The sequence below is a fragment of the Cryptosporangium japonicum genome, assembly GCF_039524755.1.
GTDB classification, from domain to species: domain Bacteria; phylum Actinomycetota; class Actinomycetes; order Mycobacteriales; family Cryptosporangiaceae; genus Cryptosporangium; species Cryptosporangium japonicum.
The window spans coordinates 89,554-115,085 of sequence record NZ_BAAAGX010000033.1 but is presented as its reverse complement, the minus strand read 5'-3'; the positions used below and the strand labels follow the sequence as shown (position 1 = coordinate 115,085).

The window sequence follows — 25,532 nt, the reverse complement described above, 5'->3', positions numbered from 1 at the left end:
AAGCAGGGTGGGGGAGCGCTGTTTGTAGGCGGAACGACAGTCAGCCGGGGGAACCGCCGTGATCCGCGTTACGGTGCTGGCGCGTGCTGCCGCGCACCGCGTCGGTGCGGTCGATCAGGTCACCGATCGACCGGGCCAGCGCGGGGTGGCTCTCGCCGAGCGTGTCCCGGGCGTCGCGCAGCGGGCCGAGCAGCGCCGCGGAGTCGTCCTCGCCGAGCGTCCGGCGCACCACCTCGACGCTCTGCCGCGCGGTCTCCGGCGGGTCGCTCAGCTCGGCGACCCTGGCGGCGATCCGGCGCAGCACGGCCGCGTGCGCCCGCGCCCAGTCCACCACCGCGCGGTCCTCGGCGCGCCGGTCGCGTTCGTTCTGCACCCGCTGGTCGCGGGTGTCGCCGGCCTCGTCCGGCCGGGCCGGGCGAAGCCGCAGGTACCGACGTTCGGCGGCCTGCCTGCTGGCGACCCCCAGTGCGGGCGCGAGGTCGTTCCAGCTGACGCCGAGCGTGCGTGCGGCGTCGATCAGGCGCGGTTCCCAGTCCGCGAGCTCGGTGCGCAGCGCACGCAGCATGCGCAGCGCGGACAGGATCGTCGCGGCGTCGGCCGACTCGGCGTCGTCCGGCTGGGGGAGGACACCGTGGACCAGCCGCACCAGGTCCGCCGCCGCGGACTCGGGGACCGCCGCGTCGGAGAAGTGCGCCCGGAGCGCGTCGTCGGGTTGAGCCGACACCGTCGTCCTCCCGATGACGAGAAGTATCGACGCCAGTCTAGAGCGGAGGCAACGGCAGTGACTTCAGCCGGTCCGGGTCCGACAGGACGGTGATCGCCGCGACCGCCCCGCCGCTCACCGTGAACCCCATCACGGTCACGGGGCGCCCGGCGACCGTCACGACCACCCCGGCGGCCCCGTTGACCAGCACCGGGTGCAGCGCGGCCTCCGGCCGGGCGAACAGCAGCGCCCGCCGGGCGACCGCGGCGGCGCCCCGCACCAGCACGGACCCCGGCGCACCGGCGCCGACGTCCACCCGCAGCTCCACGTCCGGATCCAGCACGGCCACCAGCGCGTCGAAGTCGCCGGCGCGGGCGGCGCCGAAGAACGCGTCGACCGCCGCGCGCTGGCCGGCCGGATCCGCGTCCGGTCGCGGCCCGGCCGTACGCACCCGCTTGCGCGCACGCGAAGCCAGCTGCTTGGCGGCCGCCGGAGTACGCCCGAGCAGCGCCCCCACCTCGTCGAACGGCACGCCGAACGAGTCGTGCAACACGAACGCGAGCCGCTCCGCCGGTGACAGCTCCTCGAGCACGATCGTCAGCGCCATCCCCACCGACTCGGCCAGCAGCGCCTCCTGCACCGGGTCCATCGTGTCCGGCGCGGACACCACCGGGTCGGGCACGGCCACGAACGTCTCGCGTCGCGACGTCCGCGAGCGCAGCATGTCCAGGCAGATCCGGCCGGTCACGGTGGTCAGCCAGCCGCCGAGGTTGGCCACCGCCGAGGTGTCCGACCGGCTCAGCCGCAGCCACGTCTCCTGCACCGCGTCGTCCGCCTCGTGCAGTGAGCCCAGGAGACGGTAGGCCACCGCCCGCAGGTGCGCCCGGTGTTCGTCGAACTGCTCGGCCAGTGCTCGGTCACTCATCACAGCACTCTGACGTGAGTGAAGACGTGAACGTCACGGAGTCAGTGGCAAAACCTCGATCTGTGGAGTAACAAAACACTCTGTCTCTACCGTTACTACGGATAGTCAAGGGGGCGCAGCCATGATGGAGACGTTCACTCTCCACAAGCACCAGTTTGACCAGTATCGGGGAGAGATCGCGACGCGGTCGGGTCCGGCCAGCTACGTCGACACCGGAGGGGGCGGAACACCGGCGCTGTTCCTGCACGGCGTCGGCACCAGCAGTTATCTGTGGCGCAACGTGTTCGCCGAGCTCGCCGGCGACCGCCGGTGCATCGCGATCGACCTGCCACTGCACGGGCGCACACCCGCCGCGGACAACCAGGACTTCTCCCTCCCGGCGCTGGCCGAGTTCGTCGCGCACTGCTGCGACGCGCTCCGCCTCGGCCGCGTCGACCTGGTCGCGAACGACACCGGCGGCGCGGTCGCCCAGATCTACGCGGTGCGCCATCCCGAGCGGCTGAACTCGCTGACGCTCACCAACTGCGAGGCGCACGACAACGTCCCGCCGACGGCGTTCCTCCCGACGGTGCTGCTGGCCCGGGCCGGGATGCTCGCCCGCAGCGGGCCGCGGCTGCTGCGTGACCTGCCCCGCACCCGCGCGCTGGTGTACGGCGTCGGCTACCAGGACGTCGACGCGTTACCCGAGGAGATCGTGCGGGCCAACCTGACCCCGCTGATCGGCACGCACGACTCCGCCCGCCAGTTCCAGCGTTTCCTCACCTCGCTCCGGGCCCCCGACCTGCTCGCGGTCGAGCCGGAGCTGGCCCGGCTGAACGTGCCGACCCAGATCGTGTGGGGTACCGCCGACATCTTCTTCCGACGCAAGTGGGCCTACTGGCTGCGTGACACGATCTCCGGCGCGTCCCGCGTGGTCGAGATCCCCGGCGGCAAACTGTTCTTCCCCGACGAGCGCGCCCGCGAGTTCGCCGCCACCCTGCGCCGGCACTGGGCCCGCCCTTAACGGCGCAGAACGAAGAACACCACGACAGCGGTGACGACGAGCAGCGCGGCGATGACGGCGAGGGCGATCTTCACCTTGCTGTACGGACGCTGACCGGCGACCTCGGCCGTGCGGCCGTTGATCAGCACCTGGAACGAGCGACCCGCGTACAGGTACACGCACACCCACACCGGCAGCAGCATCAGCTTGAACATCACCCGCGAATAGCTGGTGTTGACCGAGTGCACGCGCTGCTCGTCGCCACCGATGTCACGACGGCAGTCCTGCTCGATCACCGAGGCCATCCGGCTCTGCGCGACGCTCATGCCCCGCTCGGGCTCGACGTCGTAGCGCAGCGTCTGGTGCCCGGCGAGGTAGTCGGCGTCGTAGGGCCTGGCGTCGGTGAGCGGCCACGGCTCGAGCGCGTCGAGATGGTCCGGCGGCACCTTCGACGTGCCACGCACCAGGACGTCGTCGAAGTCCCGGGAGACGTGGCCGCTCGCCGGCCACCACCGCGTCTTGCGGACCTGGCGGGTCTCGGTGCGATCGTTCCCGTCGCTGTCGCGCACGGTGTAGGTCTCGGTCTCGTAGTAGTACTCGCCGCGCTCGCCGGTGTAGGACGACGACGTGTTCGCGTCGTAGGTCCAGTGCGGCAGGTAGGTGCTGCGTACCGACTCGGCCGTGGTGACCTTCTTGAGCGCGTTGGGCGCGAACCAGCGGCTCTTCACCCAGCCCTGCAACGCCTCGCGCACGTGCGGACGGTCGACGGTGAACGGCAGCACCGCCTCCGGGACGACCATCTCGCCGCCGTCCACGCCGGCCACCACGGGGGCGCCGCAGAACTGGCAGCGGTCGGAGATCGCGTCGGACTCGGTGACCGCGCCGCAGCCCGGGCAGGTGAACACGTGTGCGCCCAGGGTGGCGACGGGCTTGCGCGGCAGCCGGACGAACTCGTCCCAGGAGTGCTCGCGGACGACCCGGCCGGCGGCGACCTCGATGTGCTGCGCGCTGCCGCAGTACGGGCAGCGCAGCGACTCGGTGCCCGGCGCGAACTCCAGCGTCGCCCCGCAGTTGGTGCACGGGAAGACCCGCTGCGTCGACGCGGGCGCCCCGGAGGGCGGCGCGCCGTGCTCCGGCGCGCCGCTGCTGGGGGCGCTCACTGCGGCGGGAGCGGCGGCGGGACGGAGCCCAGCACGCCGGCCAGCTCGGGCACCTGCTCGGCCGGCACCCACTGCGCCATGCCGGTCTTCCACACCAGCGTGGAGCGGGTGAGCGCGCCGGAGGCGACCTGGGCGGCCAGCGCGGCCTGGTCGTAGGGCCCGGCCTGCTGACCGCCGACGCCGAGGTACCACTGCGCCTGGGCGGGCAGCGGGGGAGGCCCGGCCGCCGGGGCCGGGGCCGGAGCCGGGTTCAGCGACTGGGCCATCCGCTGCCCGGCCGCCATGCCGAGGCCGAGGCCGAAGCCCTCACCGGCGCCGCCGCCCGGGTTGTTCGCGGCGTCCTCGATCGCGTTCGCGGTCTGGAACTTCGTGTACTGGTCGAGATCGCCGAGCACGCCCATCTGGGTGCGCTTGTCCAGCGCCTGCTCGACCTCCGGCGGCACCGAGATGTTCTCGATGATGAACTTCGGGATCACGATGCCGATCGGCGCGAGCTCCTCGCTCAGCACCCCGGCGAGCGTCTGCCCGATCTGCTGCTGGTGCGCGGCCAGATCGATCATCGGCACCTGCGCGGTGGCCAGGGCGCTGCCCAGGTGGCTGACGGTCAGCTGACGCAGGTACTCGGCGACCTCTTCGGTACGGAACTGCGGGTCGGTGCCGACGAGCTCGGTGAGCAGCCTCTTGGGGTCGGCCACCCGGACCGCGTACGCCCCGAAGGCACGCAGGCGCACGACGCCGAACTCCGGGTCGCGCACCGTCACCGGGTTCTGCGTGCCCCACTTCAGGTCGGTGAAGACCCGGGTGTTGACGAAGTACACCTCGGCCTTCCAGGGCGAGTCGAACCCGTACTTCCAGCCCTTGATCGTGCTCAGGATCGGCAGGTTCTGCGTCTCGAGCGTGTACGTGCCCGGCCCGAACGCGTCCGCGATCTGGCCCTCGTTCACGAACACCGCGACCTGCGATTCGCGGACGATGAGCTTCGCGCCCATCTTGATCTCGTTCTGGTAGCGCGGGAAGCGCCAGACGATCGTGTCGCGGCTGTCGTCCAGCCACTCGATGATGTCGATGAACTCGCCGCGGATCTTGTCCATCAGGCCCATCGGAATCTCCCCACCTTTGGTTACGCAAGCCCTGTGTAGCAGGCGACTCCGACGGATCGTTAAGCGTGGGATCCGATTCGGCAGGGTTTGTCAGGGGCGTGAGTCAACTATCCATCAGGCCGACCGCCGCGCGGCCCTCCTGGCAGGATCAACGCCATGACCAGGCCGCTCTACCAACTCAAAGCCGAGTTCTTCAAGACGCTGGGTCACCCCGCACGGATCCGGGTGCTGGAGTTGCTGAGCCGGCGCGAGCACTCGGTCGCCGAGATGCTGCCCGAAGTGGGCGTGGAGGCCGCGAACCTCTCCCAGCACCTCGCGGTGCTGCGGCGCACCGGCCTGGTCCAGACCCGCAAGGAGGGCTCGACCGTCTACTACTCGCTCACCGCACCGGAGGTGGCGGAGCTGCTCGCGGTGGCGCGGCGCATCCTCACCGAGGTGCTGAGCGGGCAGGCCGAGCTTCTTGCGGACTTGCGAACTCCAGCAAGTTAGAAACTGTTAATCTCCATCCGGACTCCAGGGGGCGCCTGGACCGAAGGGCTCTTCGGATGGCGAGCGTAGATGTCGCTCTGAAGGACGCCATGACGATCGAGGGATCGATCGGCGTGGCACTCGTCGATTACCACAGTGGAATGGCGCTCGGCACGCTGGGCGGCACGAAGGACTTCGACCTCGACGTGGCCGGCGCCGGCAACACCGACGTCGTGCGGGCGAAGATGCGTGCGATGGAGATGCTCGGCCTCGGTGACGTCATCGAGGACGTGCTGATCACGCTCACGCACCAGTACCACCTGATCCGGCCGGTGCAGTCCCGCTCGGGCCAGGGGCTCTTCCTGTACCTGGCGCTGGACCGTTCCCGGGCCAACCTCGCGATGGCCCGCCACCAGCTGGGCCGGGTGGAGGGGCAGCTCGAAGTGTGAGGAGCCGGGGGCGCGCCGCGCCCCCGGCTTCCGGTTACAGCTGGCCGCCGGCGTCGACGTAGTGCGTCGTGCCGGTGATGTAGCGCCCGGTGTCGGACACCAGGTACAGGATCGCGTTGCTGATGTCGCTCGGGTCGAGCGCGACCACCGGCAGCTTGTTCAGCTCCTTGGCGGCCACGTCGAAGTCCTCGCGGGTCGGGTTCTCCAGGTCCGGGCGGAAGAGCCGGTACGTGGGGTCGTTGAGGATCATCCCGGTGGCCACCGTCGTCGGGTGCACGGTGTTGACCCGGATGCTCTCCGGCGCCAGCTCCTTGGCCATGACCTTCGCGAGCATCACGATGCCGGCCTTGGCCGCGGAGTAGTGCGCGGTGTTGGCGTTGACCCAGGTCGCCGCCAGCGAACTCGTGATCACGACCGCGCCGCCCCGGCCGCCGGCCCGGATGTGCGGCACCGCCGCCTTGACCGTCTTCCAGACTCCGGTCAGGTTGATCTCGATCATCTCGTCCCAGACCGTCTCGTCCATGTCGAGCGTCGGCGCGGGTGTGGAGATGCCGGCGTTGGCCAGCACGATGTCGAGGCGGCCGAGCTCGGCGACGCCGGCCTCGACCGCGGCCGTCAACCCGGCCAGGTCGCGGACGTCGACCTGCGAGGCGATGATGCGCCGGTCCAGCGCCTCGACCTCTTTGACGGTCTCGGCGAGGTCCTCGGGCGTGGCCATCGGGTAGGGGACGGTCTCGGCCTGTGCGCAGAGGTCGATCGCGATGATGTCGGCGCCCTCGCGGGCCAGCGTCAGCGCGTGGCTACGACCCTGGCCACGAGCGGCGCCGGTGATGAACGCGACTTTGCCGTCGAGCTGTCCCATGTCGGAGTGTCCCTTCGTTGGGAGGTGGTCCCAGCCGACGCTATGCCTAACGGACAGCTGTCGTCCAGGGCGCGCAGATCGGTTCTCAGCTGGGTCTTTGCCTTTTCGACACGGAGTGCCACAAACCCGACGGCAGGTGTTCTGTCAAACAACTCTTCTGTGTGGAAGAATAGTTGCCATGACTGACTACGGACACGACCTGGTGTTCGGCACGTTCCTCACGCCGAGTGCCGACGACCCCGGGCGCGTCGTCGCGCTGGCCCAGCTCACCGAGCAGCTCGGCTTCGACTTCGCCAGCGTGCAGGACCACCCCTACCAGGCCCGGTTCCTCGACACCTGGACGCTGCTCTCGGTGATCGCCGCACGCACGACGACGTTGCGGGTCACGCCGAACGTGGTCAACCTGCCGCTGCGGCCGCCGGCGGTGCTGGCCAAGAGCGTGGCCTCGCTCGACCTGCTCAGCGGCGGCCGGGTGGAGCTCGGGCTCGGGTCGGGTGCGTTCTGGGACGGGATCGCCGCGCTCGGCGGGCGCAAGCTCGGTCCGGCCCAGGGCGTCGACGCGCTGGCCGAGGCGATCGGCGTCATCCGGGCGCTCTGGGCGCCGGGCGGGTCGGTCCGGCTCGACGGGGAGTTCTACCCGGTCCGCGGCGCGCACGCCGGGCCGGCGCCGGCCCACGACGTCGGGATCTGGCTCGGTGCGTACAAGAAGCGGATGCTCGCGCTGACCGGCCGGGCGGCCGACGGGTGGCTCCCGAGCAGCCCCTACGCCGGGCCGGAGAAGCTGCCGGCGATGAACGCCGCGATCGACGCCGCCGCCGAGGAGGCCGGGCGTGATCCGCGCGCGATCCGCCGCCTCTACAACATCACCCCGGAGTTCACCGCCGAGCAGCTCGCCGAGCTCACGCTCGAGCAGGGGATGAGCGGCTACTTCGTGATGGGCGACGACCCCGAGGTGGTGCGCCGGTTCGCCGCCGAGGTCCTCCCCGCCGTCAAAGCCCAGGTCGACGCCGAACGCGCGCGCCGCACCGCCGGCGCACCGGCCACCGGGACCGCACCGGCCATCGTCCCCGCCGCGTCCCCGGGCGATCACCGGGCGCCCAGCGGTCTGGGCGTCACGCCCACCCCCGACGACGGTGTGCGCCGATCCGACGTCACCCTGTGGGACGAGACGGACCGGCCCACCGGGCCGGCGCCCGAGCCGGGCCGCACCTACACGGCGGCGCAGCGCGCCTCCGGGCAGCACCTGATCGACGTGCACGACCACCTGCGCTCCGAGCTGGCCACCGTGCGCGACCTGATCGAGCAGGTCGCGGCCGGCCTCACCGATCCGGGCGCGGCCCGCTCGGCGATCAACGCGATGACGATGCGCCAGAACAACTGGACGCTCGGGACGTACTGCGAGTCCTACTGCCGGGTGGTGACCACGCACCACACGCTCGAGGACACCGCGCTGTTCCCGCGGCTGCGCCGGGCCGACGCGGGGCTCGCGCCGGTCGTCGACCGGCTGGCCGCCGAGCACGGGGTGATCCACGAGGTGCTGGAGCGGGTCGACCGGGCGCTCGTCGGCCTGGTCACCGACGAGAAGGACATCGACCAGGTCAGGGCCGAGGTCGACCTGCTGTCGGACACGCTGCTCTCGCACCTGGCGTACGAGGAGCGCGAGCTGGTGGAGCCCCTGGCCCGCCTAGAGATCCTCTGACCAGCGCCAGCCGGGTTCGGCCTCGTCGGTGACGAGGCCGGCCAGGCCGGTCACCTCCAGCACCCGCCGCACGAACAGGGTGGGGCGCGAGAGCACCAGTTGCGCGCCGTGGCGCCCGGCGGCGCGCGCGGCGGCGTCGAAACACCGCGCGCCGGGCCCGCCGATCCAGGACACCTGCAGCAGGTCGGCGATCACCAGGTCGACCGCGTCGATGCGTGCCGCCGCGACCAGGAGCTCCAGCAGCTGGGGCGCGGTGCCCTCGTCGAGGGTTCCGGACAGCTGGAACAACGCCCAGCGCTGGTCTTCGTCCACCGCGCGCGAGACCTCCAGGATGCCGTCGAGCGAGGCGAGCGGCACGAGGACGTCCGGCGGGCGGGAAATGGGCAGAAGAATGCGCTGTTGGTGCGCGACCACTACGTCTCCCCGGGTTCGGGCACGCGTGCAGAGTGCACTACCTGGTTCTCACTATGGAACGTGTTTGTCCCCTTCGCGATCCACTAGGCATGAATGCTGGCAAATCATATCTTCCCGGACGTTGGGAAGGCCGCCCGGACGACGTCGTGTGGGAGCGCGGGTACGTGGTGTCCCCGATAGCCGGTCATGTCGGCGTTCGCGACCAGGGCGTTGAGGACCGCTTCCTCGACCGCCTGCACCGCGGCGGCGTAGAACGCGTCGATCCGGCCCCAGGGCACGAACCGCAGGTGCTCGTACTCGTCGTCGCCGACCGGACCGGCGGGGAACGTGCTGCTCAGCGCTCCGGCGTTGGCGGTGGAGAAGGCCAGGAACAGGTCGCCGGAGAAGTGGCTCCCGGTGGTGCCGGTACGGCCGATGCCGAGCGTCGCCCGGCGGGCGAGCGCGGCGCACTGACCGGGGAGCAGCGGCGCGTCGGTGGCGAGCACCACGATGACCGATCCGGCCCCCGGCGGCGCGGCCGGCGGTGGGGTCGGTTCGGCCGTGCGGATCGGGGTGCCCGCGATCGTCAGCTCGCGACGGGCGCCGTGGTTGGCCTGGACGAACGCGGCCACGGTGTAGCGGTCGGACGGTCCGTACCCGAGCACCCGGGACGCGGAGCCGGAGCCGCCCTTGAAGCCGTGGCAGATCATGCCGGTGCCGCCGCCGACGCTGCCCTCGTCGACCGGGCCGATCCGGGCCGCGTCGAGCGCGGCGAGCGCGTGCTCGGGCCGGACGTGGCCGCCGTAGAGGTCGTTGAGCAGGCCGTCGTAGGTCTCGGCGACCACCGGCAGGGCCCACTGCGTGGTCAGCTCGGGGCGGTTGATCGTCAGCCACTCGACGACACCGGCGTGCGCGGGGCCGACCGCGGCCGTGTTCGTGATCACGATGGGCGAGTTCAGCGCGCCGGACTCGGCGATCCAGGCGGTGCCGGTCATCTCGCCGTTGCCGTTGAACGAGTGAGTGCCCGCGGCGCACGGCACACCGACGCCGTCGCGCCCGCGCGGAAAGATCGCGGTGACGCCGGTGCGGACGTCCGCGCCCTCGATCAGCGTCGTGTACCCCACCTCGACGCCGACGACGTCGGTGATCGCGTTCCAGCGTCCGGGCGTGCCGTCGAGGGGGATGCCCAGTGCGCGGGCACGCGTCCGCCCCGAGGGCGTGGTCAGCAGGTGTTCAGCCATGCGGGCATGATCGCCGACGTCGGCCGGCGCGGGTCAGCGGGCCAGGTGGTTGACGAGCGTGGTGAACGCTCGGGGCAGGCGCGTGGCGGCGGGCACGATGGCCCGGGAGAGCAGCGGACGGTTGCGGGCCCAGAGCAGGCCGCCGGTGAGCAGGCGGTAGCGGCGGGACGCGGCCGCCCAGCGGCGCTCGTAGTCACCCGGCCGGTCGGCGGCCACGCAGGCGACGAGTTCGGCCGCGCCGGCCCAGGCCACCGCGAGACCTTCGCCGGTGAGCGCGTCGACGTAGCCGGCGGCGTCGCCGACCAGCAGGATCCGGCCGTGCACCCGGGCCGACACCCGCTGGCGCAGCGGGCCGGCGCCGCGCACGGAACCGGCCGGGGAGTGCAGTTTCGCGGCGAGGGCCGGGAAGCGGGCCAGCTGCTCGGCGTAGGGGCCGCGGGTGGTGGTCAGGATCGCGACGCCGACCAGCTCGGGCGCCACCGGGGTCACGTACGCCTCGGCCCCGGGGGCCCAGTGCACCTCGACGAGGTCCGCCCACGGGCTCACCGCGTAGTGCTGCCGGAGCCCGTGGCGCGACGGCCCGCGCGACGGACGTTGCAGACCGAGCGCGCGGCGGATCGGGGAGTGCAGGCCGTCGGCCGCGGCCAGGTACCGCGCCCGGAACCCGGCGGTGCGCACCCCGTCGGCGTCCTGGGTGATCCGGTCGGCCGCGCGGGGCACGATCTCGATGCCGGCCCGCGCCGCCGCGTCGGTCAGGCCCGCGTGCAGCGTGGTGCGCCGCACGCCCCGGCCCGTGCCGGTCGCGAACAGCGCGTCGACGCCGCGCCGGGCGTCGGCGTAGTGGATGCCGCGGAAGGGCAGGCCGGGGACCTGGACGCCGAGCTCGGACAGGAGCTCGACCGCGTGCGGCATCAGCCCTTCGCCGCACGCCTTGTCGACCGGCAGCGCCCGTGGTTCGAGCACCGTGACGCTCAGCCCGCGACGGGCCGCCAGCAGCGCGGTGACCAGCCCGGCCGGCCCGCCCCCGGCCACCAGAAGGTCGATCACACCGTGGCCAGGGCTCTGTTCTCGGCGCGGATGCGGACGGTGAGCAGGCCGGCGTTGAGCACGGTGAAGACCAGCGCGGTGAGCCAGGCCGAGTGCACCAGCGGCAGCGCGAACCCCTCCACCACCACCGCGACGTAGTTCGGGTGCGCGAAGTAGCGGTACGGGCCGCCGGTGACCAGCGGCATCCCCGGCACGACGATGATCTTGGTGTTCCACTGGTGTCCGAGCGTCCGGATGCACCACCAGCGCAGCACCTGCGCGGCCACCGCCAGCACCAGCATCGGCCAGCCCAGCCAGGGCAGGAACGGGCGGTGGAACGCCTCGGCGATGCAGCCGGCCAGCAACGCGGTGTGCAGCACGACCATGAACGGGTAGTGGCCGGCGCCGTACTCCCGGCCGCCCCGCTCCACCGCCCACTTCTTGTTGCGTACCGCGACCACCAGCTCGGCGAGACGCTCCACGCCGACCAGCAGCACCAGGACGACGTAGAAGGTCACCACCGCAGCAACACCAGTTCCGCCGAGAAGCCAGGTCCCATCGCGATCAGCATGCCGGGTGTGCCGGGTTCCGGTGGGCGATCGACCAGAGTGTCCCGCAGGATGTGCAGCACCGACGCCGACGAGACGTTGCCGATCCGGCGCAGCGAGTTCCAGCTCGCGCCCAGTGCGCCCTCGGGAAGCTCCAAACCGGACTCGATCGCTTCGAGCACCTTCGGCCCGCCCGGGTGGCAGACCCAGGTCGTGATGTCCTTGCGGGTCAGCTCGTGCTCGGCGAGGAACTCGTCGACGCCGAGGCGCAGGTGCTTCTCGGCGAGCGTCGGGACCTCGGTGCCGAGCACGACCTTGAGACCGCTCGCGCCGACGTCGAAGCCCATCGTGCGCAGCGTGCCGCGGTAGAGCACGCTGCGGGTGGCGAGCACGGTGGGGCCCTGGACCGCGCGGCCGGGACCGACCGCCACCACCGCGGCCGCACCGTCGCCGAACAGGCCGCTGGCGACGAGGTTCGTCGGCGACCGGTCGTCGTACTGCACGGTGAGCGAGCAGAGTTCGACGTTGACCAGCACCGCGACCTGGTCGGGCCAGGCGCGGACGTAGTCGTGCAGGCGCGAGATGCCGACCGCGCCGGCCGCGCAGCCGAGCCCGACGATCGGCGTGCGCTTCACGTCCGGGCGCAGGCCGAGACGACCGGCCAGGTGCGCGTCCAACGACGGGATCGCGAGGCCGGTGGAGGTCACGGCCAGGATCGTGTCGACGTCGTCGGCGGTCAGGCCGGCGTCGGCGAGCGCGGCCTCGACCGCGCGGGCGCCGAGGTCGATCGCGCCGGTGAGGAACGCGTCGTTGGCGGCGCCGAAGTCCGGTAACGGGTACTGCTCGAGCGGGAGGGTGAGGTGCCGGGTGGCGACACCGGACGATCGGTGGACACGCTCGAGGAACCGGCGCTGGTTGTCGTCGAGCCCGCACGCCTCGGCGACCGCGTCGGTCAGCTCGGCTTGCGGATAGCGGTAGGCGGGCAGGACGCCGTGGACAGCGGCGAGCTGTGTCATTACTCGACCGTAAGCGGTTCAAGCCGATACCGCCCGTCAGCAAAGCCCACGGCGCCCCGACGACTATTCGACGACCAGTTCCACCGGGATGTTGCCGCGGGTGGCGTTGGAGTAGGGGCACACCTGGTGGGCGGCCTCGACCAGCTCGCGGCCGGCCTCGCCCTGGAGCGACTCGGGCAGCTCGACCCGCAGCGTCACGGCCAGGCCGAAGCCGCCGCCGTCGGTGGGGTTGAGGCTCACCTCGGCGGTGACGGCCGCGTCCTTGGCGTCGAGTTTGCGCTGCTGCGCGAGCATGCCGAGCGCGCTGGAGAAGCACGCCGCGTACCCGGCGGCGAAGAGCTGCTCCGGGTTCGTGCCGGCGCCGCTGCCCCCCATCTCCTTCGGGAACGAGAGCTGGACGTCGAGCTTCCCGTCGTTGGTGCGGGTGCGCCCGTTGCGGCCGTTGCCGTCGGCGGTGGCGATCGCGGTGTAGAGCGCTGACATGTCGTCGTCCCTTCGTTCGGTGGCCAGACAGACCTGTCTGTGCGAACCCCAGACTAGACAGACCTGTCTGGTACTTTCAAGGGGTGTCGTCGATCCCACTCGAACTGCCCGGTGCGCTGGTTCCCACACCCCGGGGGCGCCCGCGTGACCGTGTCCTGGCCACCGCGAGCGTGCTGTTCTACACGGTGGGTATCCGCGCGGTGGGCATCGACCGGATCATCGCCGAGGCGGGCGTGGCGAAAGCCACCTTCTACCACCATTTCCCCACCAAGGACGCGTTGGTCTGCGCGTACCTCACCGACCTGCACGACCGCTCGGCCTCGGCGTTCGCCGCGCTGGCGTCGTCGGTCGAGCCGGTCGACGCGGTGCTGGCGCTGTTCGACGCGCTGGGGGAGTTCACCTGCGGCCCCGGCTTCCGGGGGTGCGCGTTCGTCAACGCCGCGGTGGAGTACCCGGATCCGGCCAGCCCGGTGCGTGCGGTCGTGGCCGACCACCGCCGCTGGTACGCGGACGCGGTGCGCGACGTGCTGGTCGCGGCCGAGCACCCGAGCCCGGACGAGACGGCCCGGATGCTGGTGATGCTGCGCGACGGGGTGGTGATCGGCGGCCAGGTCGACGACCCGGCCGCGGTGAAAGCGACGCTGCGCGCCGCCGTGACGGCGCTGGTCGCCGCCTGAGCGGGCCCGCCCCGCGGCGTTTCGCGGCGGGGCGGGCCGGCGCGACTAGCTGGCCGGGGTGGTCGGCTGGGGCGAGACGACCGAGGGGTCGGTCGCGGTCTGCGTGGTGGTGGTCGTGGTCGTCGTCGTGGTGGTCGTGGCCGGAGCCTCGGCCGCCGCGTCGGTGTCCGGGACCTGCGCCGGGTCCGGGGCGTCGGTGACGGTGGTGGCCGTGTCGACGGTGCCGTCGGCGTCGGTGTCGGAGTAGACCGTGTCGAAGACGCCGTCGTCGTCGGTGTCGACGACGACGGAGTCCACGTCGCCGTCGTAGTCGCTGTCGACCTCGACCGCGTCGAAGTCGCCGTCATTGTCGGTGTCGGCGGCCGTGGCGTCGATGACGCCGTCGCCGTTCTCATCGACGACCGCGTAGTCGAAGTCGCCGTCGCCGTCGCGGTCGTAGAGCGCGGTGTCGGCGACGTGGTCGCCGTCGGTGTCCACGATCGCGTAGTCCACGTTGCCGTCGCCGTTGGTGTCGCTCACCACGACGTCGACGTACCCGTCACCGTCCGTGTCGCCCGCGACGGTCTCGGAGGTGCCGTCGTGGTCGAGGTCGAGCACCGCGTAGGCCGTGCCGTCCTCGTTCTGGTGCAGGTAGCCGTCGACGGTTCCGTCGCCGTCGTAGTCCAGCGGCACGTCGTTGTCGGCGATCGTGCTGGTGGGGGCGTCTGCGCCGGAGTCGATCGTGTCGCCGGAGTCGCTCATTGCCAGTCCTGTTCCTCGTGGGGGTCGTACGTGCTTGCCGACGACAGTAGGGGTGTCACCAGGCCCGGGGATCCCGGTTTCGTGCCACCCGGTGCGCGATCGTGCGGGCGAGTCGGGCACCCGACACCGTCGTGGCCACCGTTGGGAGGCCACCGACAACCGGTGCGGGGTCCGGGCGCCTTCCCGACTAGCATCGGAGCGTCGTACCCCACTCGAATCCGAGGAGACCGATCGTGTCCGCAGCACAAGCCGTCCACGCGCCCGCCCCCGTCGTGGTGCCGGCCGGGACGACGGCCGCGGACGCGCTGGTGGCCGCCGGGATCCCGGTCGAGGGCGGTGCCGCCGCGGTGGTCGTGCGGGACGCCGAGGGCACCCTGCGTGACCTCGAGTGGGCGCCCGAGGCCGACGCCGAGGTCGAGCCGGTGTTCCTGGACTCGCCCGACGGGCTGAACGTTCTGCGCCACTCCACCGCGCACGTGCTCGCCCAGGCCGTGCAGGACGTCTTCCCCGGCACCCTGCTGGGCATCGGCCCGCCGATCGAGAACGGCTTCTACTACGACTTCCTGCCGGAGAAGCCGTTCACCCCGGAGGACCTGAAGCGCCTCGAGAAGCGCATGCAGGAGATCATCAAGGCCAACCAGCGCTTCCACCGCCGGCCGATCAGCGACGACGAGGCCCGCAAGGAGCTCTCGCACGAGCGCTTCAAGCTGGAACTCATCGACCTGAAGGGCTCGGCCGACGCCGAGGGCGCGAACGTCGAGGTCGGCGAAGGCGCGCTGACCATGTACGACAACCTCGACCGCAAGACCGGCGACCGGGTCTGGACCGACCTGTGCCGCGGCCCGCACCTGCCCACCACCCGCAACATCCCGGCGTTCAGCCTGCAGCGGTCGGCGGCGGCCTACTGGCGGGGCAGCGAGAAGAACCCGCAGCTGCAGCGCATCTACGGCACCGCGTGGCCCAGCCGGGACGCGCTCAAGGAGTACCTGAACCTGCTGGCCGAGGCGGCCAAGCGCGACCACCGCAAGCTCGGTGCCGAGCTCGACCTGTTCAGCTTCCCCGACGAGCTGGGTTCCGGCCTGCCGGTGTTCCACCCCAAGGGCGGCATCATCCGCCGGGAGATGGAGAACTACTCCCGGCAGCGGCACGAGGAAGCGGGGTACGCGTTCGTCAACACCCCGCACATCACCAAGGGTCACCTGTACGAGGTGTCGGGTCACCTCGACTGGTACGCCGACGGCATGTTCCCGCCCATGGAGGTCGAGGGCGCGAACTACTACCTCAAGCCGATGAACTGCCCGATGCACGACCTGATCTTCCGGTCGCGTGGGCGGTCCTACCGCGAGCTGCCGCTGCGCATGTTCGAGTTCGGCACCGTGTACCGGTACGAGAAGTCCGGCGTGATCCACGGCCTCACCCGCGTGCGTGGCATGACCCAGGACGACGCGCACATCTTCTGCACCCAGGAGCAGATCGAGGAGGAGCTCACCTCGCTGCTGCAGTTCGTCCTGGACCTGCTCAAGGACTACGGGCTCGACGACTTCTACCTGGAGCTGTCGACCAGGAACCCGGAGAAGTACATCGGGGCCGACGACGTCTGGGAGCGCGCCACCGAGACCCTGCGCCGGGTCGCGACCGACTCCGGGCTCGAGCTGGTGCCCGACCCGGGCGGCGCGGCGTTCTACGGCCCGAAGATCTCGGTGCAGGCGCGTGACGCGATCGGCCGCACCTGGCAGATGTCGACGATCCAGCTCGACTTCATGCTGCCGGAGAAGTTCGAGCTCGAGTACCAGGCCGCGGACGGCAGCCGGCAGCGGCCGGTCATGATCCACCGCGCGCTGTTCGGCTCGATCGAGCGGTTCTTCGGGGTGCTCACCGAGCACTACGCCGGGGCGTTCCCCGCGTGGCTGGCCCCGGTGCAGGTCACCGGCATCCCGATCGGCGACAACCACGTCGAGTACCTGTCGCGGTTCGTCGCCGACCTGAAGGCCCGGGGGATCCGCGCCGAGGTCGACTCGGCGAGCGACCGGATGCAGAAGAAGATCCGGAACGCGCAGAAGCAGAAGGTGCCGTTCATGGTGATCGCTGGGGACGACGACGTGGCCGCCGGCACCGTCTCGTTCCGCTACCGCGACGGCTCGCAGCGCAACGGCGTCCCGCTGGACGCGGCGATCGAGCACGTGCTCGACGTGGTGCGCTCCCGCACCAACGTCAGCCCGTCGGCACCCCCGGAGACCGCGGTGGCCGACGGCGTCGTCGCCGAGGCCTAGGGCCAGGCGTCGGCCAGGAGGAGTCGGGTCTCCCCGAGGAGTTCGGGGAGCACCTTCGTCTGGCCGACGACCGGCATGAAGTTGGTGTCGCCGCCCCACCGGGGCACCACGTGCTGGTGCAGGTGGGCGGCGATGCCGGCGCCGGCCACCGAGCCCTGGTTCATGCCGATGTTGAACCCGTGCGCCCCGGACACCTTCCGCACGGCGCGCATGGCGTCCTGGGTGAACGATCCGAGTTCGGCGACCTCGTCCTCGGAGAGGTCGGTGTAGTCCGGCACGTGCCGGTACGGCACGACCATCAGGTGCCCGGAGTTGTACGGGTACAGGTTGAGCAGGGCGTACACCGTGCTGCCGCGGGCGACGACCAGCCCGTCGGAGTCGGACAGCGTCGGCATCACGCAGAACGGGCACCCGTCGGGCGACTCGTTCTCACCCTTGATGTAGGCCATCCGGTGCGGCGTCCACAGCCGCTGGAAGTGATCGGGGTCGCCGGCCCCCTGCTGGTGTTCGATCTCCGGGCCCGTCATGCCGGCAATCTTACGAATCGCCGCCGAGCGCCTTGGCCACCAGGTTCGGCGGCATCGGTTCGTAGCGCGCGAACGTGCGGGTGAACGTCGCGGTCCCCGACGTCAGCGAACGCAGCTCGGGGGAGTAGCGGGTGAGCTCCGCCGCCGGCACCTCGGCGTGCACGACCGTGCGCTCGTGCTCGTCCGGTTCGGTGCCCAGCACGCGGCCGCGGCGTCCGGACAGGTCGCTCATCACCGGACCGACGTAGCTGTCCGGCACCGTGATGTCGACCTCGTCCACCGGTTCGAGCAGGCTGATCGAGCCCGACGTGGCCGCCTCGCGCAGCGCCAGCGCCCCGGCCAGCTGGAACGCCGCGTCGGACGAGTCGACGCTGTGCGCCTTGCCGTCGACGAGCGTCACCCGGATGTCGACGACCGGGAAACCGGCCACCAGGCCGCGCTCCATCTGCTGGCGGACGCCCTTCTGCACCGACGGGATGTACTGGTGCGGCACCGCGCCGCCGACGACCCGGTCGACGAACTCGAACCCGCCGCCGGTGGGCAGCGGCTCGATCTCGAGGTCGCAGATCGCGTACTGGCCGTGCCCGCCGGACTGCTTCACGTGCCGCCCGTGGCCTTTCGCCGGGCCGCCGAACGTCTCCCGCAGCGGTACCCGCACCTCCTCGGTGTCCAGGTCGACGCCGCCGGCACGCAACCGGTCGAGCACGACGTCCGCGTGCGCCTCGCCCATCGTCCAGAGCACCAGCTGGCCGGTCTCCGGGTTGCGGTCCATGCGCAGCGTGGCGTCGCCGGCGATGAGGCGGGACAGGTTCTTGGCCAGCGCGTCCTCGTCGCTGCGGGTCTTGGCCACCACGGCGACCGGCAGCAGCGGCTCCGGCAGGTCCCACGGCGCGACCAGCAGGGGGGTCTCCCGCGAGGAGATCGTGTCGCCGGTCTCGGCGCTGCCGACCTTGGTCAGCGCGCAGAGGTCGCCGGCCACCGCGTACGGCACCTCGCGCAGCGACGGGCCGAGCGGCGAGTAGAGGTGCGCGGCGCGCTCGTCGGCGTCGTGGTCGTCGTTCCCGTCCCGCACGCCGTGGCCGGAGACGTGCACGGTGTCCTCCGCGCGCAGCGTCCCGGAGAAGACGCGCACCAGCGAGACCCGTCCGACGTAGGGGTCGACGGTGGTCTTCACGACCTCGGCCACGAGGGGGCCGGCCGGATCGGCGGTGATCATGTCGTACGGCTCGCCGTCGACCGTGGTGACCGCGGGCGCCGGCCGCTCGTCCGGTGGCGGGCAGGCACGCACGATGCCGTCGAGCAGTTCCATCAGACCGACGCCGGTGCTCGGGTCGGCCGGCAGCACCGGGTAGAACGAGCCGCGCGACACCGCGGTCTCCAGGTCGGCGATCAGGACGTCGGGGTCGATCTCCTCACCGGCCAGGTACCGGTCCATGAGGGTCTCGTCCTCGCTCTCGGCGATGATGCCCTCGATGAGGTTGTTGCGGGACTCCTCGATCAGGTCCAGGTGCTCGGGGTCGGCCGGCCGCAGCACCGGCTCTCCGCCCTCGCTGTAGTCGTAGATCTGCTGGGTGATCAGACCGAACAGCCCGGCGGTGCGGGTCTGCTCGGTCGCGCCGTCGATGCCGCCGAGGAAGTCGGCCAGCGACTGCTTGCCCGCGGTCGGCGGCGCGCCCTCGACGGCCTCGTGGACCGGCAGGTAGAGCGGCAGCACGCCGTCGCCGAACACCCGCTGGCAGATCGCCACCGACTCGTCGAAGTCGGCGCGGGGGTGATCGAGGCGGGTCACGACGACCGCGCGGGGCATGCCCACCCGCGCGCACTCCTCCCAGAGCGCGATCGTGCTGGCGTCGATGCCGTCGACGGCCGAGATCACGAACAGTGCGGCGTCGGCCGCGCGCAGGCCCGCGCGCAGCTCCCCGACGAAGTCCGCGTACCCCGGGGTGTCGAGCAGGTTGATCTTCACGCCCCGGTGCACGATCGGCGCGAGGTTCAGCGTCACCGACCGCTGCTGCCGGACCGCGGCCGGATCGTTGTCGCAGACCGTGTTCCCGTCGACCACCGACCCGGCTCGGCCGATCGTGCCGGTCGCCACGAGCAACGCCTCGACCAGAGTGGTCTTCCCGGCCCCGGAGTGACCGACCAGGACGACGTTGCGCAACGACCGGGGGTCGTCCACGACCGGCCCGGCGGAGCCCGCCCGGTCGGGGCTTCCCGCCACTTTCTGTGCCATCGGGGCCTCCTCGCGCTCGCCGGGACGCCGGTGCGGCGGCCAGAGCGCGTGTTCCGGCCGCGCCACCGGAGACAGGTCCGTGTGACCGATCCCACACCGCTGCCCCCGATTGGGCAAGACCCGTGTGGTGCGGAACCGGGCTGCACCGATCCGCGGGTCGATTCTTTCGCGTGCCCCACCGGCGGTCCGGGTAAGGCAGTCCTCACTCGCCTCCGCGGCCAGAGGTGTCCTGGTCGCGGGCTATCGTGGTCTGACCCCCGCCCTTCGAGAACGGATCGGCATGCTCAGTCAGGCGCGTGACCGGATTCAACGTGTCACCGGCCCGATCGGAACCGCGCTGGTGCGCACGGGGCTCACCCCGGACGCCATGACGCTGATCGGCACCACCGGCGTCGTGCTGTCGTCGATCTTCCTCGTCGTTCCCGGGCACGTGCTGGCCGGCGGCCTGGCGATCACGTTCTTCGCGCTCACCGACATGCTCGACGGCGCGATGGCCAGGGCCCGCGGCTGGTCCAGCCGCTGGGGCGCGTTCCTCGACTCGACCTGCGACCGGCTCGCCGACGCGTCGATCTTCGCCGCGGCCGCCTACTGGCTGTTCCGGGAGGACCGGGACTCGGCCGGTGTCGCGGCGCTGCTCTGCCTCATCACCGGCGTGCTCGTCTCGTACGCGAAGGCGCGGGCCGAGGGGCTCGGGCTCACCGCGAACGTCGGCATCGCCGAGCGCACCGAACGCCTGGTGCTGGTGGGTGTCGGCGGCGTCCTCGAGGTGCTCGGGGTGCCCGGCGGCATCGAGTGGATCCTGTGGCTGCTGACCGCGCTGGCCGCGTTCACCGTCGGCCAGCGGGTGCACGCGGTCTGGACCCAGACCAAGGACGACCGCGTCCGCCCCGACCGGCGCCTGGACACCGGTCCGGTGCCGCCACCGACCGGCTATCCCGGGCCGGCCCCGGACCTCGCCCCCGGCGCCCCGGCGCCGAGTGCGGAACCGGCCGCCGACGCCGGGCGGGAGACGGCGTGAACCAGCGCGTCACGGTGGCGGCCTACGCCGCCGGGTGGAAGTTGGTCCGGGTGCTCCCGGAGCGCCCGGTGAAGGCGTTGTTCCAGTTCGGTGCCGCGCGGTTCGCGCGGCGCGGCGGCGCCGGGCCGACGCGGCTGGCCGCGAACCTGCGCCGGGTGGTGGGCCCGGACGCCGACGTCGACGCGCTCACCGAGCAGGCGATGCGGTCCTACGCGCGGTACTGGCACGAGGCGTTCCGGCTGCCGGACTGGTCCGAGGAGGAGATCAACCGGCGGTTCGTCCTGGAGAACGCCGAGGTGCTCGACAAGGCGGTCGCGGCGGGCAAGGGCGCGATCGTGGCGTTGCCGCACGCCGCGAACTGGGACCTCGCCGGCGCGTGGGCGACGCTGCACGGCATCCCGGTCACCACGGTCGCCGAGCGGCTCAAGCCCGAGGACCTCTACCAGCGCTTCCTCGATTTCCGGCGCAAGCTCGGGATGGAGATCCTGCCGCTCACCGGAGGCGTCCGGCACCCGCTGGACGTGCTGGCCGAACGCATCCGCGAGGGCCGCGTCGTCGTGCTGCTGGCCGACCGCGACCTGTCGTCGCGCGGCGTCGAGGTGGAGTTCTTCGGCGAGACGACGAAGATGCCGGCCGGTCCGGCGATCCTGGCGCTGCGCACCGGCGCGCCGCTGTTCGGGCTGAAGGCCTGGAACGACGGTCCGATGACCCGCGCCCGGGTGATCGGGCCGCTGGAGGTCCCCGACGAGCCGGACGCGCACCGCGACACCGCGCAGATCGCCGCGGTGACGCAGCGGATCGCCGACGCGCTGGCCGAGGGCATCGCCGAGCACCCGGTGGACTGGCACATGCTGCAGCCGCTGTGGCTGGCCGACCTGCCCGCCCGCAAGAAGCGCACGGGCTGATGCGCGTCGGGATCGTCTGCCCCTACTCGTTCGACGTACCCGGCGGTGTGCAGGCGCACGTCCGCGACCTGGCCGAGGCGCTGATCGGCCTCGGTCACGAGGTGTCGGTGCTGGCGCCGGCCGAGGAGCCGGCCGACGGCGGCCAGGAGCTGCCGCCGTACGTCGTGGCCGCCGGGCGCGCGGTGCCGGTGCCGTACAACGGCTCGGTGGCCCGCCTGGCGTTCGGCCCGCTCTCGCTGGCGCGGGTGCGGCGCTGGCTGCGTGACGGCCGGTTCGACGTGCTGCACGTGCACGAACCGATCGCCCCGTCGCTCTCGCTGCTGGCCTGCGTCGCGGCCACCGGCCCGATCGTGGCGACGTTCCACACCGCCACTCAGCGCTCGCGCACGCTCGCCGCGGTGCACAGCGCGCTGCAGCCGGTGCTGGAGAAGATCACCGCCCGGATCGCGGTGTCGGCGCTGGCCCGGCGCGTGCAGGTCGAGCACCTCGACGGCGGCGCGGTGGAGATCCCGAACGGGGTGGCGGTCGGGAAGTTCGCCGACGCGGTGCCGCTGCCGGGGTGGCCGGGCGAGGGCGGCGCGCTGGGGTTCCTGGGGCGCTTCGGCGAGCCGCGCAAGGGCTTCACCGTGCTCGCGGACGCGTTCGCCCGGCTCGCGCCGGACCGGCCGGGCCTGCGGCTGCTGGTCGCCGGCCCGGGCGACGCCGACGACGCGCTCGACGCACTGCCGCGCGCGCTGCGTCCCCGCGTCACGCTGCTCGGCATGGTCTCGGAGACCGACAAGGCCCGGATGCTGCGCAGCGTCGACGTGTACGTGGCCCCGAACACCGGCGGGGAGTCGTTCGGCATCATCCTCACCGAGGCCATGGCCGCCGGCGCGACGATCGCGGCCAGCGACCTCGACGCGTTCCGGCGCGTGCTCGACGACGGGCGGGCCGGCGCGCTGTTCCCCACCGGGCAGCCGGCCGCGCTCGCGCACTGCCTCGGTGAGCTGCTCGACGACCCGGCGCGGCGGCGGGCGCTGGCCGCGGTGGGCCAGTCGACAGTGGCCGCGTTCGACTGGCCGGTGGTGGCCGCGCGGGTGGTCGACGTCTACCAGAGCGCGATCGCCGCCTACCCGAGCGAGCCGACGGTCACCGACGAGGACGAGGTTTCCACCCTGCGGTTGCCGCATTACCTTCGGGAACGGCTGCGGTAACAAACCCGATTCACCGACCCGATACAGTCGTTCCGTGGACTGGCCGGTCGTCATCGTCGTGGCGCTGGTGTTCGTCCTGCTGTACGTCTGGTGGCTCGCCCGGCGCATCGCCCGGCTCACCGCACGCACGGCTGCCGCCCTCGACGCGCTCGCCGAGCAGCTCGGCCGCCGCGCGCGGGCCGCCGCCGCGCTCCCCGCCGCCGCCGACCTGGCCACGGCCACGCTCACCAGCGGCTCTCCGGACACCGACGCGCGCCAGGGCGCGGAGAACGACCTGGTCCGCGAGCTGCGTCAACTCGGCACCGCGGCGCTCGACGCACCGGGCCTGCTGGCCGAGAACCGCCGGCTGGTCGTCGCCAGGCAGGTCTACAACGACGCCGTGCGCGACACCCGTTCGCTGCGGTCCGCACGCATCCCGCGGATCTTCTGGCTTGCGCGCCGGCAACCGCTCCCGCAGTATTTCGACGTCGACGAGCTGGACCTGGACGCGGTGGAGAACGACCGTCGCGAGCGCGAAGCCGTGCGCCGGGCCGCCGCGGAGGATGTCGGCAGGGCCACAAGCGGCCAGTCGTAATCAGCTCCCGCGCAGAGCTAGCATGAAGAGATTTCCCCGCCCCGAAACCTGAAAGGCCGGATAGCCGTGTCCGCCCAGCCCCAGAATCCCGCAGGTACGACCGGTACCGCCCGAGTGAAGCGCGGCATGGCCGAGATGCTCAAGGGTGGCGTGATCATGGACGTCGTCACGCCGGAGCAGGCGAAGATCGCCGAGGACGCCGGTGCGGTCGCGGTCATGGCGCTGGAGCGCGTGCCGGCCGACATCCGCGCCCAGGGCGGCCTGGCCCGGATGAGCGACCCGGACATGATCGAGGGCATCGTCTCGGCGGTGTCGATCCCGGTGATGGCCAAGGCGCGGATCGGGCACTTCGTCGAGGCCCAGGTGCTGCAGGCGCTCGGCGTCGACTACGTGGACGAGTCGGAGGTGCTCACGCCGGCCGACGAGGAGCACCACATCGACAAGTGGGCGTTCACGGTTCCGTTCGTGTGCGGTGCGACGAACCTGGGTGAGGCGCTGCGCCGCATCGCCGAGGGTGCGGCGATGATCCGTTCCAAGGGCGAGGCCGGCACCGGCAACGTCGTCGAGGCCACCCGGCACATGCGCTCGATCCGCACGGAGATCCGCCGGCTGACGACGCTCGACGAGACCGAGCTGTTCGTCGCGGCGAAGAACCTGCAGGCGCCGTACGAGCTGGTCAAGGAAGTCGCGTCGCTGGGCAAGCTGCCGGTCGTGCTGTTCACCGCCGGCGGCATCGCCACCCCGGCCGACGCCGCGATGATGATGCAGCTGGGCGCCGAGGGGGTGTTCGTCGGTTCCGGCATCTTCAAGTCCGGCGATCCGGCCAAGCGCGCCGAGGCGATCGTCAAGGCCACCACGTTCCACGACGACCCCGACGTCATCGCGAAGGTCTCGCGTGGCCTGGGCGAGGCCATGGTGGGCCTCAACGTCGACACCCTGCCGGTCGACCAGAAGTACGCGAACCGCGGCTGGTGATCGGGGTCTTCGCCCTCCAGGGCGACGTTCGTGAGCACGTCTCGGCGCTGCGGGCGGCCGGTGCCGACGCGGTGCCGGTGCGCCGGCCCGCGGAGCTGGCCGCCGTCGACGGGCTGGTGATCCCGGGCGGCGAGTCCACCGTGATGAGCCGGCTGGCCAAGGTGTTCGACCTGCTCGAGCCGATCCGGGAGCGGATCGCCGAGGGGATGCCGGTGTACGGCTCGTGCGCCGGGATGATCATGCTCGCCTCCGACGTGCTCGACGGGCGTGCCGATCAGGAGAGCTTCGGCGGCATCGACATGGTCGTGCGCCGCAACGCGTTCGGCCGCCAGGTCGACTCGTTCGAGACGGATCTGAACTTCGAGGGTGTGGACGGCGAGCCGGTGCACGCCGTCTTCATCCGGGCACCGTGGGTCGAAAAGGTCTCATCGGACGTCGAGGTGCTCGCCCGGGTCAGCGGCGGACCGGCGGACGGTAGGATCGTCGCCGTTCGGCAGGGCAACCTGCTGGCGACTTCCTTCCACCCGGAGTTGACGGGTGACCTCCGCGTGCACGATCTGTTCGTGCGGATGGTCCAGGACGCGCAGACGAAAGAGGAGGCAGTACGGTGAGCGGCCACTCCAAATGGGCGACTACGAAGCACAAAAAGGCCGTCATCGACGCCAAGCGCGGCAAGATGTTCGCCAAGCTGATCAAGAACGTCGAGGTCGCGGCCCGCACCGGCGGCGGCGACCCGGCCGGTAACCCCACGCTCTACGACGCCATCCAGAAGGCGAAGAAGAGCTCGGTGCCCAACGACAACATCGATCGTGCGGTCAAGCGCGGTTCCGGGGCCGAGGGCGGCGGAGCCGACTACCAGAACATCACGTACGAGGGCTACGGCCCCAACGGCGTCGCGGTCCTGATCGAGTGCCTCACCGACAACCGCAACCGGGCCGCGTCCGAGGTGCGCATCGCGATGACGCGCAACGGCGGTCAGATGGCCGACCCGGGCAGCGTCTCGTACCTGTTCCACCGCAAGGGCGTCATCATCGTCCCCAAGGGCGAGCTCTCCGAGGACGACGTGCTGCTGGCGGTGCTGGAGGCCGGCGCCGAGGAGGTCAACGACCTCGGCGAGGAGTTCGAGGTCGTCAGCGAGTCCACCGACCTGGTCGCGGTGCGCACCGCGCTGCAGGAGGCCGGCATCGACTACGACTCGGCCGACTCGTCGTTCGTGCCGAGCATGCAGATCCCGCTCGACGCCGAGGGCGCGCGCAAGGTGTTCAAGCTGATCGACGCCCTCGAGGACAGCGACGACGTGCAGAACGTCTACGCGAACTTCGACGTCTCCGACGAGGTCATGGCCGAGGTCGACTGACCCC

The 25,532-nt window shown here is 71.8% G+C and carries 27 protein-coding genes; 13 read left to right on the top strand and 14 right to left on the bottom strand.

All coding sequences use genetic code 11. The features are described 5' to 3' along the window. Window positions 1-40: 40 nt before the first annotated feature. Window positions 41-724 carry a hypothetical protein gene (locus ABD437_RS36010; protein WP_344653439.1) on the bottom strand — a complete coding sequence of 228 codons (684 nt, stop codon included), beginning with the start codon at window positions 722-724 and terminating at the stop codon, window positions 41-43. 37 nt (window positions 725-761) lie between these two features. Continuing rightward, window positions 762-1,628: a sigma-70 family RNA polymerase sigma factor gene (locus ABD437_RS36005; protein WP_344653438.1), complete on the bottom strand. Its 867-nt coding sequence runs from the start codon at window positions 1,626-1,628 to the stop codon at window positions 762-764. Between the two features lie 121 nt (window positions 1,629-1,749). On the opposite strand from ABD437_RS36005, the gene ABD437_RS36000 reads away from it, so the two are divergent. Next, window positions 1,750-2,631, top strand: a complete 882-nt coding sequence (locus ABD437_RS36000) for an alpha/beta fold hydrolase (protein WP_344653437.1) — start codon at window positions 1,750-1,752, stop codon at window positions 2,629-2,631. On the opposite strand, the gene ABD437_RS35995 is transcribed toward ABD437_RS36000, so the two are convergent. Both ABD437_RS35995 and ABD437_RS35990 read right to left on the bottom strand, forming a co-directional pair. After that, the gene (locus ABD437_RS35995) at window positions 2,628-3,770 is read right to left on the bottom strand and encodes a TFIIB-type zinc ribbon-containing protein (protein WP_425558321.1); all 1,143 of its coding nucleotides are present in this window, start codon (window positions 3,768-3,770) and stop codon (window positions 2,628-2,630) included. The genes ABD437_RS36000 and ABD437_RS35995 overlap by 4 nt on opposite strands. Further along, complete coding sequence (locus tag ABD437_RS35990; protein ID WP_344653436.1) at window positions 3,767-4,870, bottom strand: SPFH domain-containing protein; 1,104 nt, start codon at window positions 4,868-4,870, stop codon at window positions 3,767-3,769. Before ABD437_RS35990 ends, ABD437_RS35995 begins: the two co-directional genes overlap by 4 nt. A gap of 156 nt (window positions 4,871-5,026) precedes the next feature. On the opposite strand from ABD437_RS35990, the gene ABD437_RS35985 reads away from it, so the two are divergent. Together ABD437_RS35985 and ABD437_RS35980 are read left to right on the top strand one after the other, a co-directional pair. After that, window positions 5,027-5,359: an ArsR/SmtB family transcription factor gene (locus ABD437_RS35985; RefSeq protein ID WP_344653435.1), complete on the top strand. Its 333-nt coding sequence runs from the start codon at window positions 5,027-5,029 to the stop codon at window positions 5,357-5,359. Between the two features lie 56 nt (window positions 5,360-5,415). Then, a complete protein-coding gene (locus tag ABD437_RS35980) occupies window positions 5,416-5,787 on the top strand; it encodes a hypothetical protein (protein ID WP_344653434.1) in 372 nt (123 codons plus the stop codon). 34 nt (window positions 5,788-5,821) lie between these two features. Here the strand turns inward: ABD437_RS35980 and ABD437_RS35975 are convergent, their stop codons facing one another. Then, the gene (locus tag ABD437_RS35975; RefSeq protein WP_344653433.1) at window positions 5,822-6,649 is read right to left on the bottom strand and encodes a mycofactocin-coupled SDR family oxidoreductase; all 828 of its coding nucleotides are present in this window, start codon (window positions 6,647-6,649) and stop codon (window positions 5,822-5,824) included. A gap of 178 nt (window positions 6,650-6,827) precedes the next feature. On the opposite strand from ABD437_RS35975, the gene ABD437_RS35970 reads away from it, so the two are divergent. Further along, entirely contained in the window at window positions 6,828-8,348 is a 1,521-nt protein-coding gene (locus ABD437_RS35970) for an LLM class flavin-dependent oxidoreductase (protein WP_344653432.1), read from the top strand. Here ABD437_RS35970 and ABD437_RS35965 read toward each other — a convergent pair. The 6 genes from ABD437_RS35965 to ABD437_RS35940 all read right to left on the bottom strand — a co-directional run bounded on the left by ABD437_RS35965 (window position 8,334) and on the right by ABD437_RS35940 (window position 13,055). Next, window positions 8,334-8,762 (bottom strand): STAS domain-containing protein, encoded by a 429-nt coding sequence (locus ABD437_RS35965; protein ID WP_344653431.1) that lies wholly within the window; start codon window positions 8,760-8,762, stop codon window positions 8,334-8,336. The two genes, ABD437_RS35970 and ABD437_RS35965, sit on opposite strands and share 15 nt — an antisense overlap. A 104-nt stretch (window positions 8,763-8,866) precedes the next feature. Then, window positions 8,867-9,982 carry a DmpA family aminopeptidase gene (locus ABD437_RS35960; RefSeq protein WP_344653430.1) on the bottom strand — a complete coding sequence of 372 codons (1,116 nt, stop codon included), beginning with the start codon at window positions 9,980-9,982 and terminating at the stop codon, window positions 8,867-8,869. A gap of 33 nt (window positions 9,983-10,015) precedes the next feature. Then, window positions 10,016-11,029 (bottom strand): NAD(P)/FAD-dependent oxidoreductase, encoded by a 1,014-nt coding sequence (locus tag ABD437_RS35955; protein WP_344653429.1) that lies wholly within the window; start codon window positions 11,027-11,029, stop codon window positions 10,016-10,018. Then, the gene (locus ABD437_RS35950; RefSeq protein ID WP_344653704.1) at window positions 11,026-11,526 is read right to left on the bottom strand and encodes an isoprenylcysteine carboxyl methyltransferase family protein; all 501 of its coding nucleotides are present in this window, start codon (window positions 11,524-11,526) and stop codon (window positions 11,026-11,028) included. The genes ABD437_RS35955 and ABD437_RS35950 overlap by 4 nt, the downstream gene beginning before the upstream one ends. Further along, complete coding sequence (locus ABD437_RS35945) at window positions 11,523-12,572, bottom strand: type III polyketide synthase (protein WP_344653428.1); 1,050 nt, start codon at window positions 12,570-12,572, stop codon at window positions 11,523-11,525. Before ABD437_RS35945 ends, ABD437_RS35950 begins: the two co-directional genes overlap by 4 nt. A gap of 63 nt (window positions 12,573-12,635) precedes the next feature. Further along, window positions 12,636-13,055, bottom strand: a complete 420-nt coding sequence (locus ABD437_RS35940) for an organic hydroperoxide resistance protein (protein ID WP_344653427.1) — start codon at window positions 13,053-13,055, stop codon at window positions 12,636-12,638. Window positions 13,056-13,138: 83 nt separating this feature from the next. Here ABD437_RS35940 and ABD437_RS35935 point away from each other — a divergent pair, with 83 nt between their 5' ends. After that, window positions 13,139-13,732 (top strand): TetR/AcrR family transcriptional regulator, encoded by a 594-nt coding sequence (locus ABD437_RS35935; RefSeq protein ID WP_344653426.1) that lies wholly within the window; start codon window positions 13,139-13,141, stop codon window positions 13,730-13,732. Window positions 13,733-13,777: 45 nt separating this feature from the next. Here the strand turns inward: ABD437_RS35935 and ABD437_RS35930 are convergent, their stop codons facing one another. Beyond that, a complete protein-coding gene (locus ABD437_RS35930; RefSeq protein WP_344653425.1) occupies window positions 13,778-14,473 on the bottom strand; it encodes a hypothetical protein in 696 nt (231 codons plus the stop codon). Window positions 14,474-14,706: 233 nt separating this feature from the next. Here ABD437_RS35930 and thrS point away from each other — a divergent pair, with 233 nt between their 5' ends. Next, complete coding sequence (thrS, locus tag ABD437_RS35925) at window positions 14,707-16,743, top strand: threonine--tRNA ligase (protein WP_344653424.1); 2,037 nt, start codon at window positions 14,707-14,709, stop codon at window positions 16,741-16,743. On the opposite strand, the gene ABD437_RS35920 is transcribed toward thrS, so the two are convergent. Both ABD437_RS35920 and ABD437_RS35915 read right to left on the bottom strand, forming a co-directional pair. After that, entirely contained in the window at window positions 16,740-17,270 is a 531-nt protein-coding gene (locus ABD437_RS35920) for an HIT family protein (protein WP_344653423.1), read from the bottom strand. The genes thrS and ABD437_RS35920 overlap by 4 nt on opposite strands. Before the next feature lie 10 nt (window positions 17,271-17,280). Then, window positions 17,281-19,503 (bottom strand): elongation factor G-like protein EF-G2, encoded by a 2,223-nt coding sequence (locus ABD437_RS35915; RefSeq protein WP_344653422.1) that lies wholly within the window; start codon window positions 19,501-19,503, stop codon window positions 17,281-17,283. A gap of 280 nt (window positions 19,504-19,783) precedes the next feature. Here ABD437_RS35915 and pgsA point away from each other — a divergent pair, with 280 nt between their 5' ends. The 7 genes from pgsA to ABD437_RS35880 are packed head-to-tail and all read left to right on the top strand — an operon-like array spanning window position 19,784 to window position 25,528. Next, window positions 19,784-20,521, top strand: coding sequence for a phosphatidylinositol phosphate synthase (gene pgsA, locus ABD437_RS35910; RefSeq protein WP_344653421.1), 738 nt, complete (start codon window positions 19,784-19,786; stop codon window positions 20,519-20,521). Further along, window positions 20,518-21,426, top strand: a complete 909-nt coding sequence (locus ABD437_RS35905) for a phosphatidylinositol mannoside acyltransferase (RefSeq protein ID WP_344653420.1) — start codon at window positions 20,518-20,520, stop codon at window positions 21,424-21,426. Before pgsA ends, ABD437_RS35905 begins: the two co-directional genes overlap by 4 nt. Beyond that, complete coding sequence (locus ABD437_RS35900; RefSeq protein WP_344653419.1) at window positions 21,426-22,622, top strand: glycosyltransferase family 4 protein; 1,197 nt, start codon at window positions 21,426-21,428, stop codon at window positions 22,620-22,622. The genes ABD437_RS35905 and ABD437_RS35900 overlap by 1 nt, the downstream gene beginning before the upstream one ends. A 34-nt stretch (window positions 22,623-22,656) precedes the next feature. Beyond that, window positions 22,657-23,196, top strand: a complete 540-nt coding sequence (locus tag ABD437_RS35895; RefSeq protein ID WP_344653418.1) for a hypothetical protein — start codon at window positions 22,657-22,659, stop codon at window positions 23,194-23,196. Between the two features lie 60 nt (window positions 23,197-23,256). Further along, on the top strand, window positions 23,257-24,171 hold the full coding sequence (gene pdxS, locus ABD437_RS35890; protein WP_425558326.1) for a pyridoxal 5'-phosphate synthase lyase subunit PdxS: 915 nt from the start codon (window positions 23,257-23,259) through the stop codon (window positions 24,169-24,171). Next, entirely contained in the window at window positions 24,165-24,782 is a 618-nt protein-coding gene (pdxT, locus tag ABD437_RS35885; protein WP_344653703.1) for a pyridoxal 5'-phosphate synthase glutaminase subunit PdxT, read from the top strand. The genes pdxS and pdxT overlap by 7 nt, the downstream gene beginning before the upstream one ends. Beyond that, window positions 24,779-25,528 (top strand): YebC/PmpR family DNA-binding transcriptional regulator, encoded by a 750-nt coding sequence (locus ABD437_RS35880; RefSeq protein WP_344653416.1) that lies wholly within the window; start codon window positions 24,779-24,781, stop codon window positions 25,526-25,528. Before pdxT ends, ABD437_RS35880 begins: the two co-directional genes overlap by 4 nt. Window positions 25,529-25,532: the final 4 nt, after the last annotated feature.

What these genes read in the sequence shown, in the direction of transcription:
- ABD437_RS36005 (WP_344653438.1), bottom strand. Translation starts at nt 1,628, where the DNA reads ATGAGTGACCGAGCACTGGCCGAGCAGTTCGACGAACACCGGGCGCAC.
- ABD437_RS36000 (WP_344653437.1), top strand. Translation starts at nt 1,750, where the DNA reads ATGATGGAGACGTTCACTCTCCACAAGCACCAGTTTGACCAGTATCGG.
- ABD437_RS35990 (WP_344653436.1), bottom strand. Translation starts at nt 4,870, where the DNA reads ATGGGCCTGATGGACAAGATCCGCGGCGAGTTCATCGACATCATCGAG.
- ABD437_RS35985 (WP_344653435.1), top strand. Translation starts at nt 5,027, where the DNA reads ATGACCAGGCCGCTCTACCAACTCAAAGCCGAGTTCTTCAAGACGCTG.
- ABD437_RS35980 (WP_344653434.1), top strand. Translation starts at nt 5,416, where the DNA reads ATGGCGAGCGTAGATGTCGCTCTGAAGGACGCCATGACGATCGAGGGA.
- ABD437_RS35975 (WP_344653433.1), bottom strand. Translation starts at nt 6,649, where the DNA reads ATGGGACAGCTCGACGGCAAAGTCGCGTTCATCACCGGCGCCGCTCGT.
- ABD437_RS35970 (WP_344653432.1), top strand. Translation starts at nt 6,828, where the DNA reads ATGACTGACTACGGACACGACCTGGTGTTCGGCACGTTCCTCACGCCG.
- ABD437_RS35960 (WP_344653430.1), bottom strand. Translation starts at nt 9,982, where the DNA reads ATGGCTGAACACCTGCTGACCACGCCCTCGGGGCGGACGCGTGCCCGC.
- ABD437_RS35945 (WP_344653428.1), bottom strand. Translation starts at nt 12,572, where the DNA reads ATGACACAGCTCGCCGCTGTCCACGGCGTCCTGCCCGCCTACCGCTAT.
- ABD437_RS35940 (WP_344653427.1), bottom strand. Translation starts at nt 13,055, where the DNA reads ATGTCAGCGCTCTACACCGCGATCGCCACCGCCGACGGCAACGGCCGC.
- ABD437_RS35930 (WP_344653425.1), bottom strand. Translation starts at nt 14,473, where the DNA reads ATGAGCGACTCCGGCGACACGATCGACTCCGGCGCAGACGCCCCCACC.
- ABD437_RS35920 (WP_344653423.1), bottom strand. Translation starts at nt 17,270, where the DNA reads ATGACGGGCCCGGAGATCGAACACCAGCAGGGGGCCGGCGACCCCGAT.
- ABD437_RS35915 (WP_344653422.1), bottom strand. Translation starts at nt 19,503, where the DNA reads ATGGCACAGAAAGTGGCGGGAAGCCCCGACCGGGCGGGCTCCGCCGGG.
- pgsA (WP_344653421.1), top strand. Translation starts at nt 19,784, where the DNA reads ATGCTCAGTCAGGCGCGTGACCGGATTCAACGTGTCACCGGCCCGATC.
- ABD437_RS35900 (WP_344653419.1), top strand. Translation starts at nt 21,426, where the DNA reads ATGCGCGTCGGGATCGTCTGCCCCTACTCGTTCGACGTACCCGGCGGT.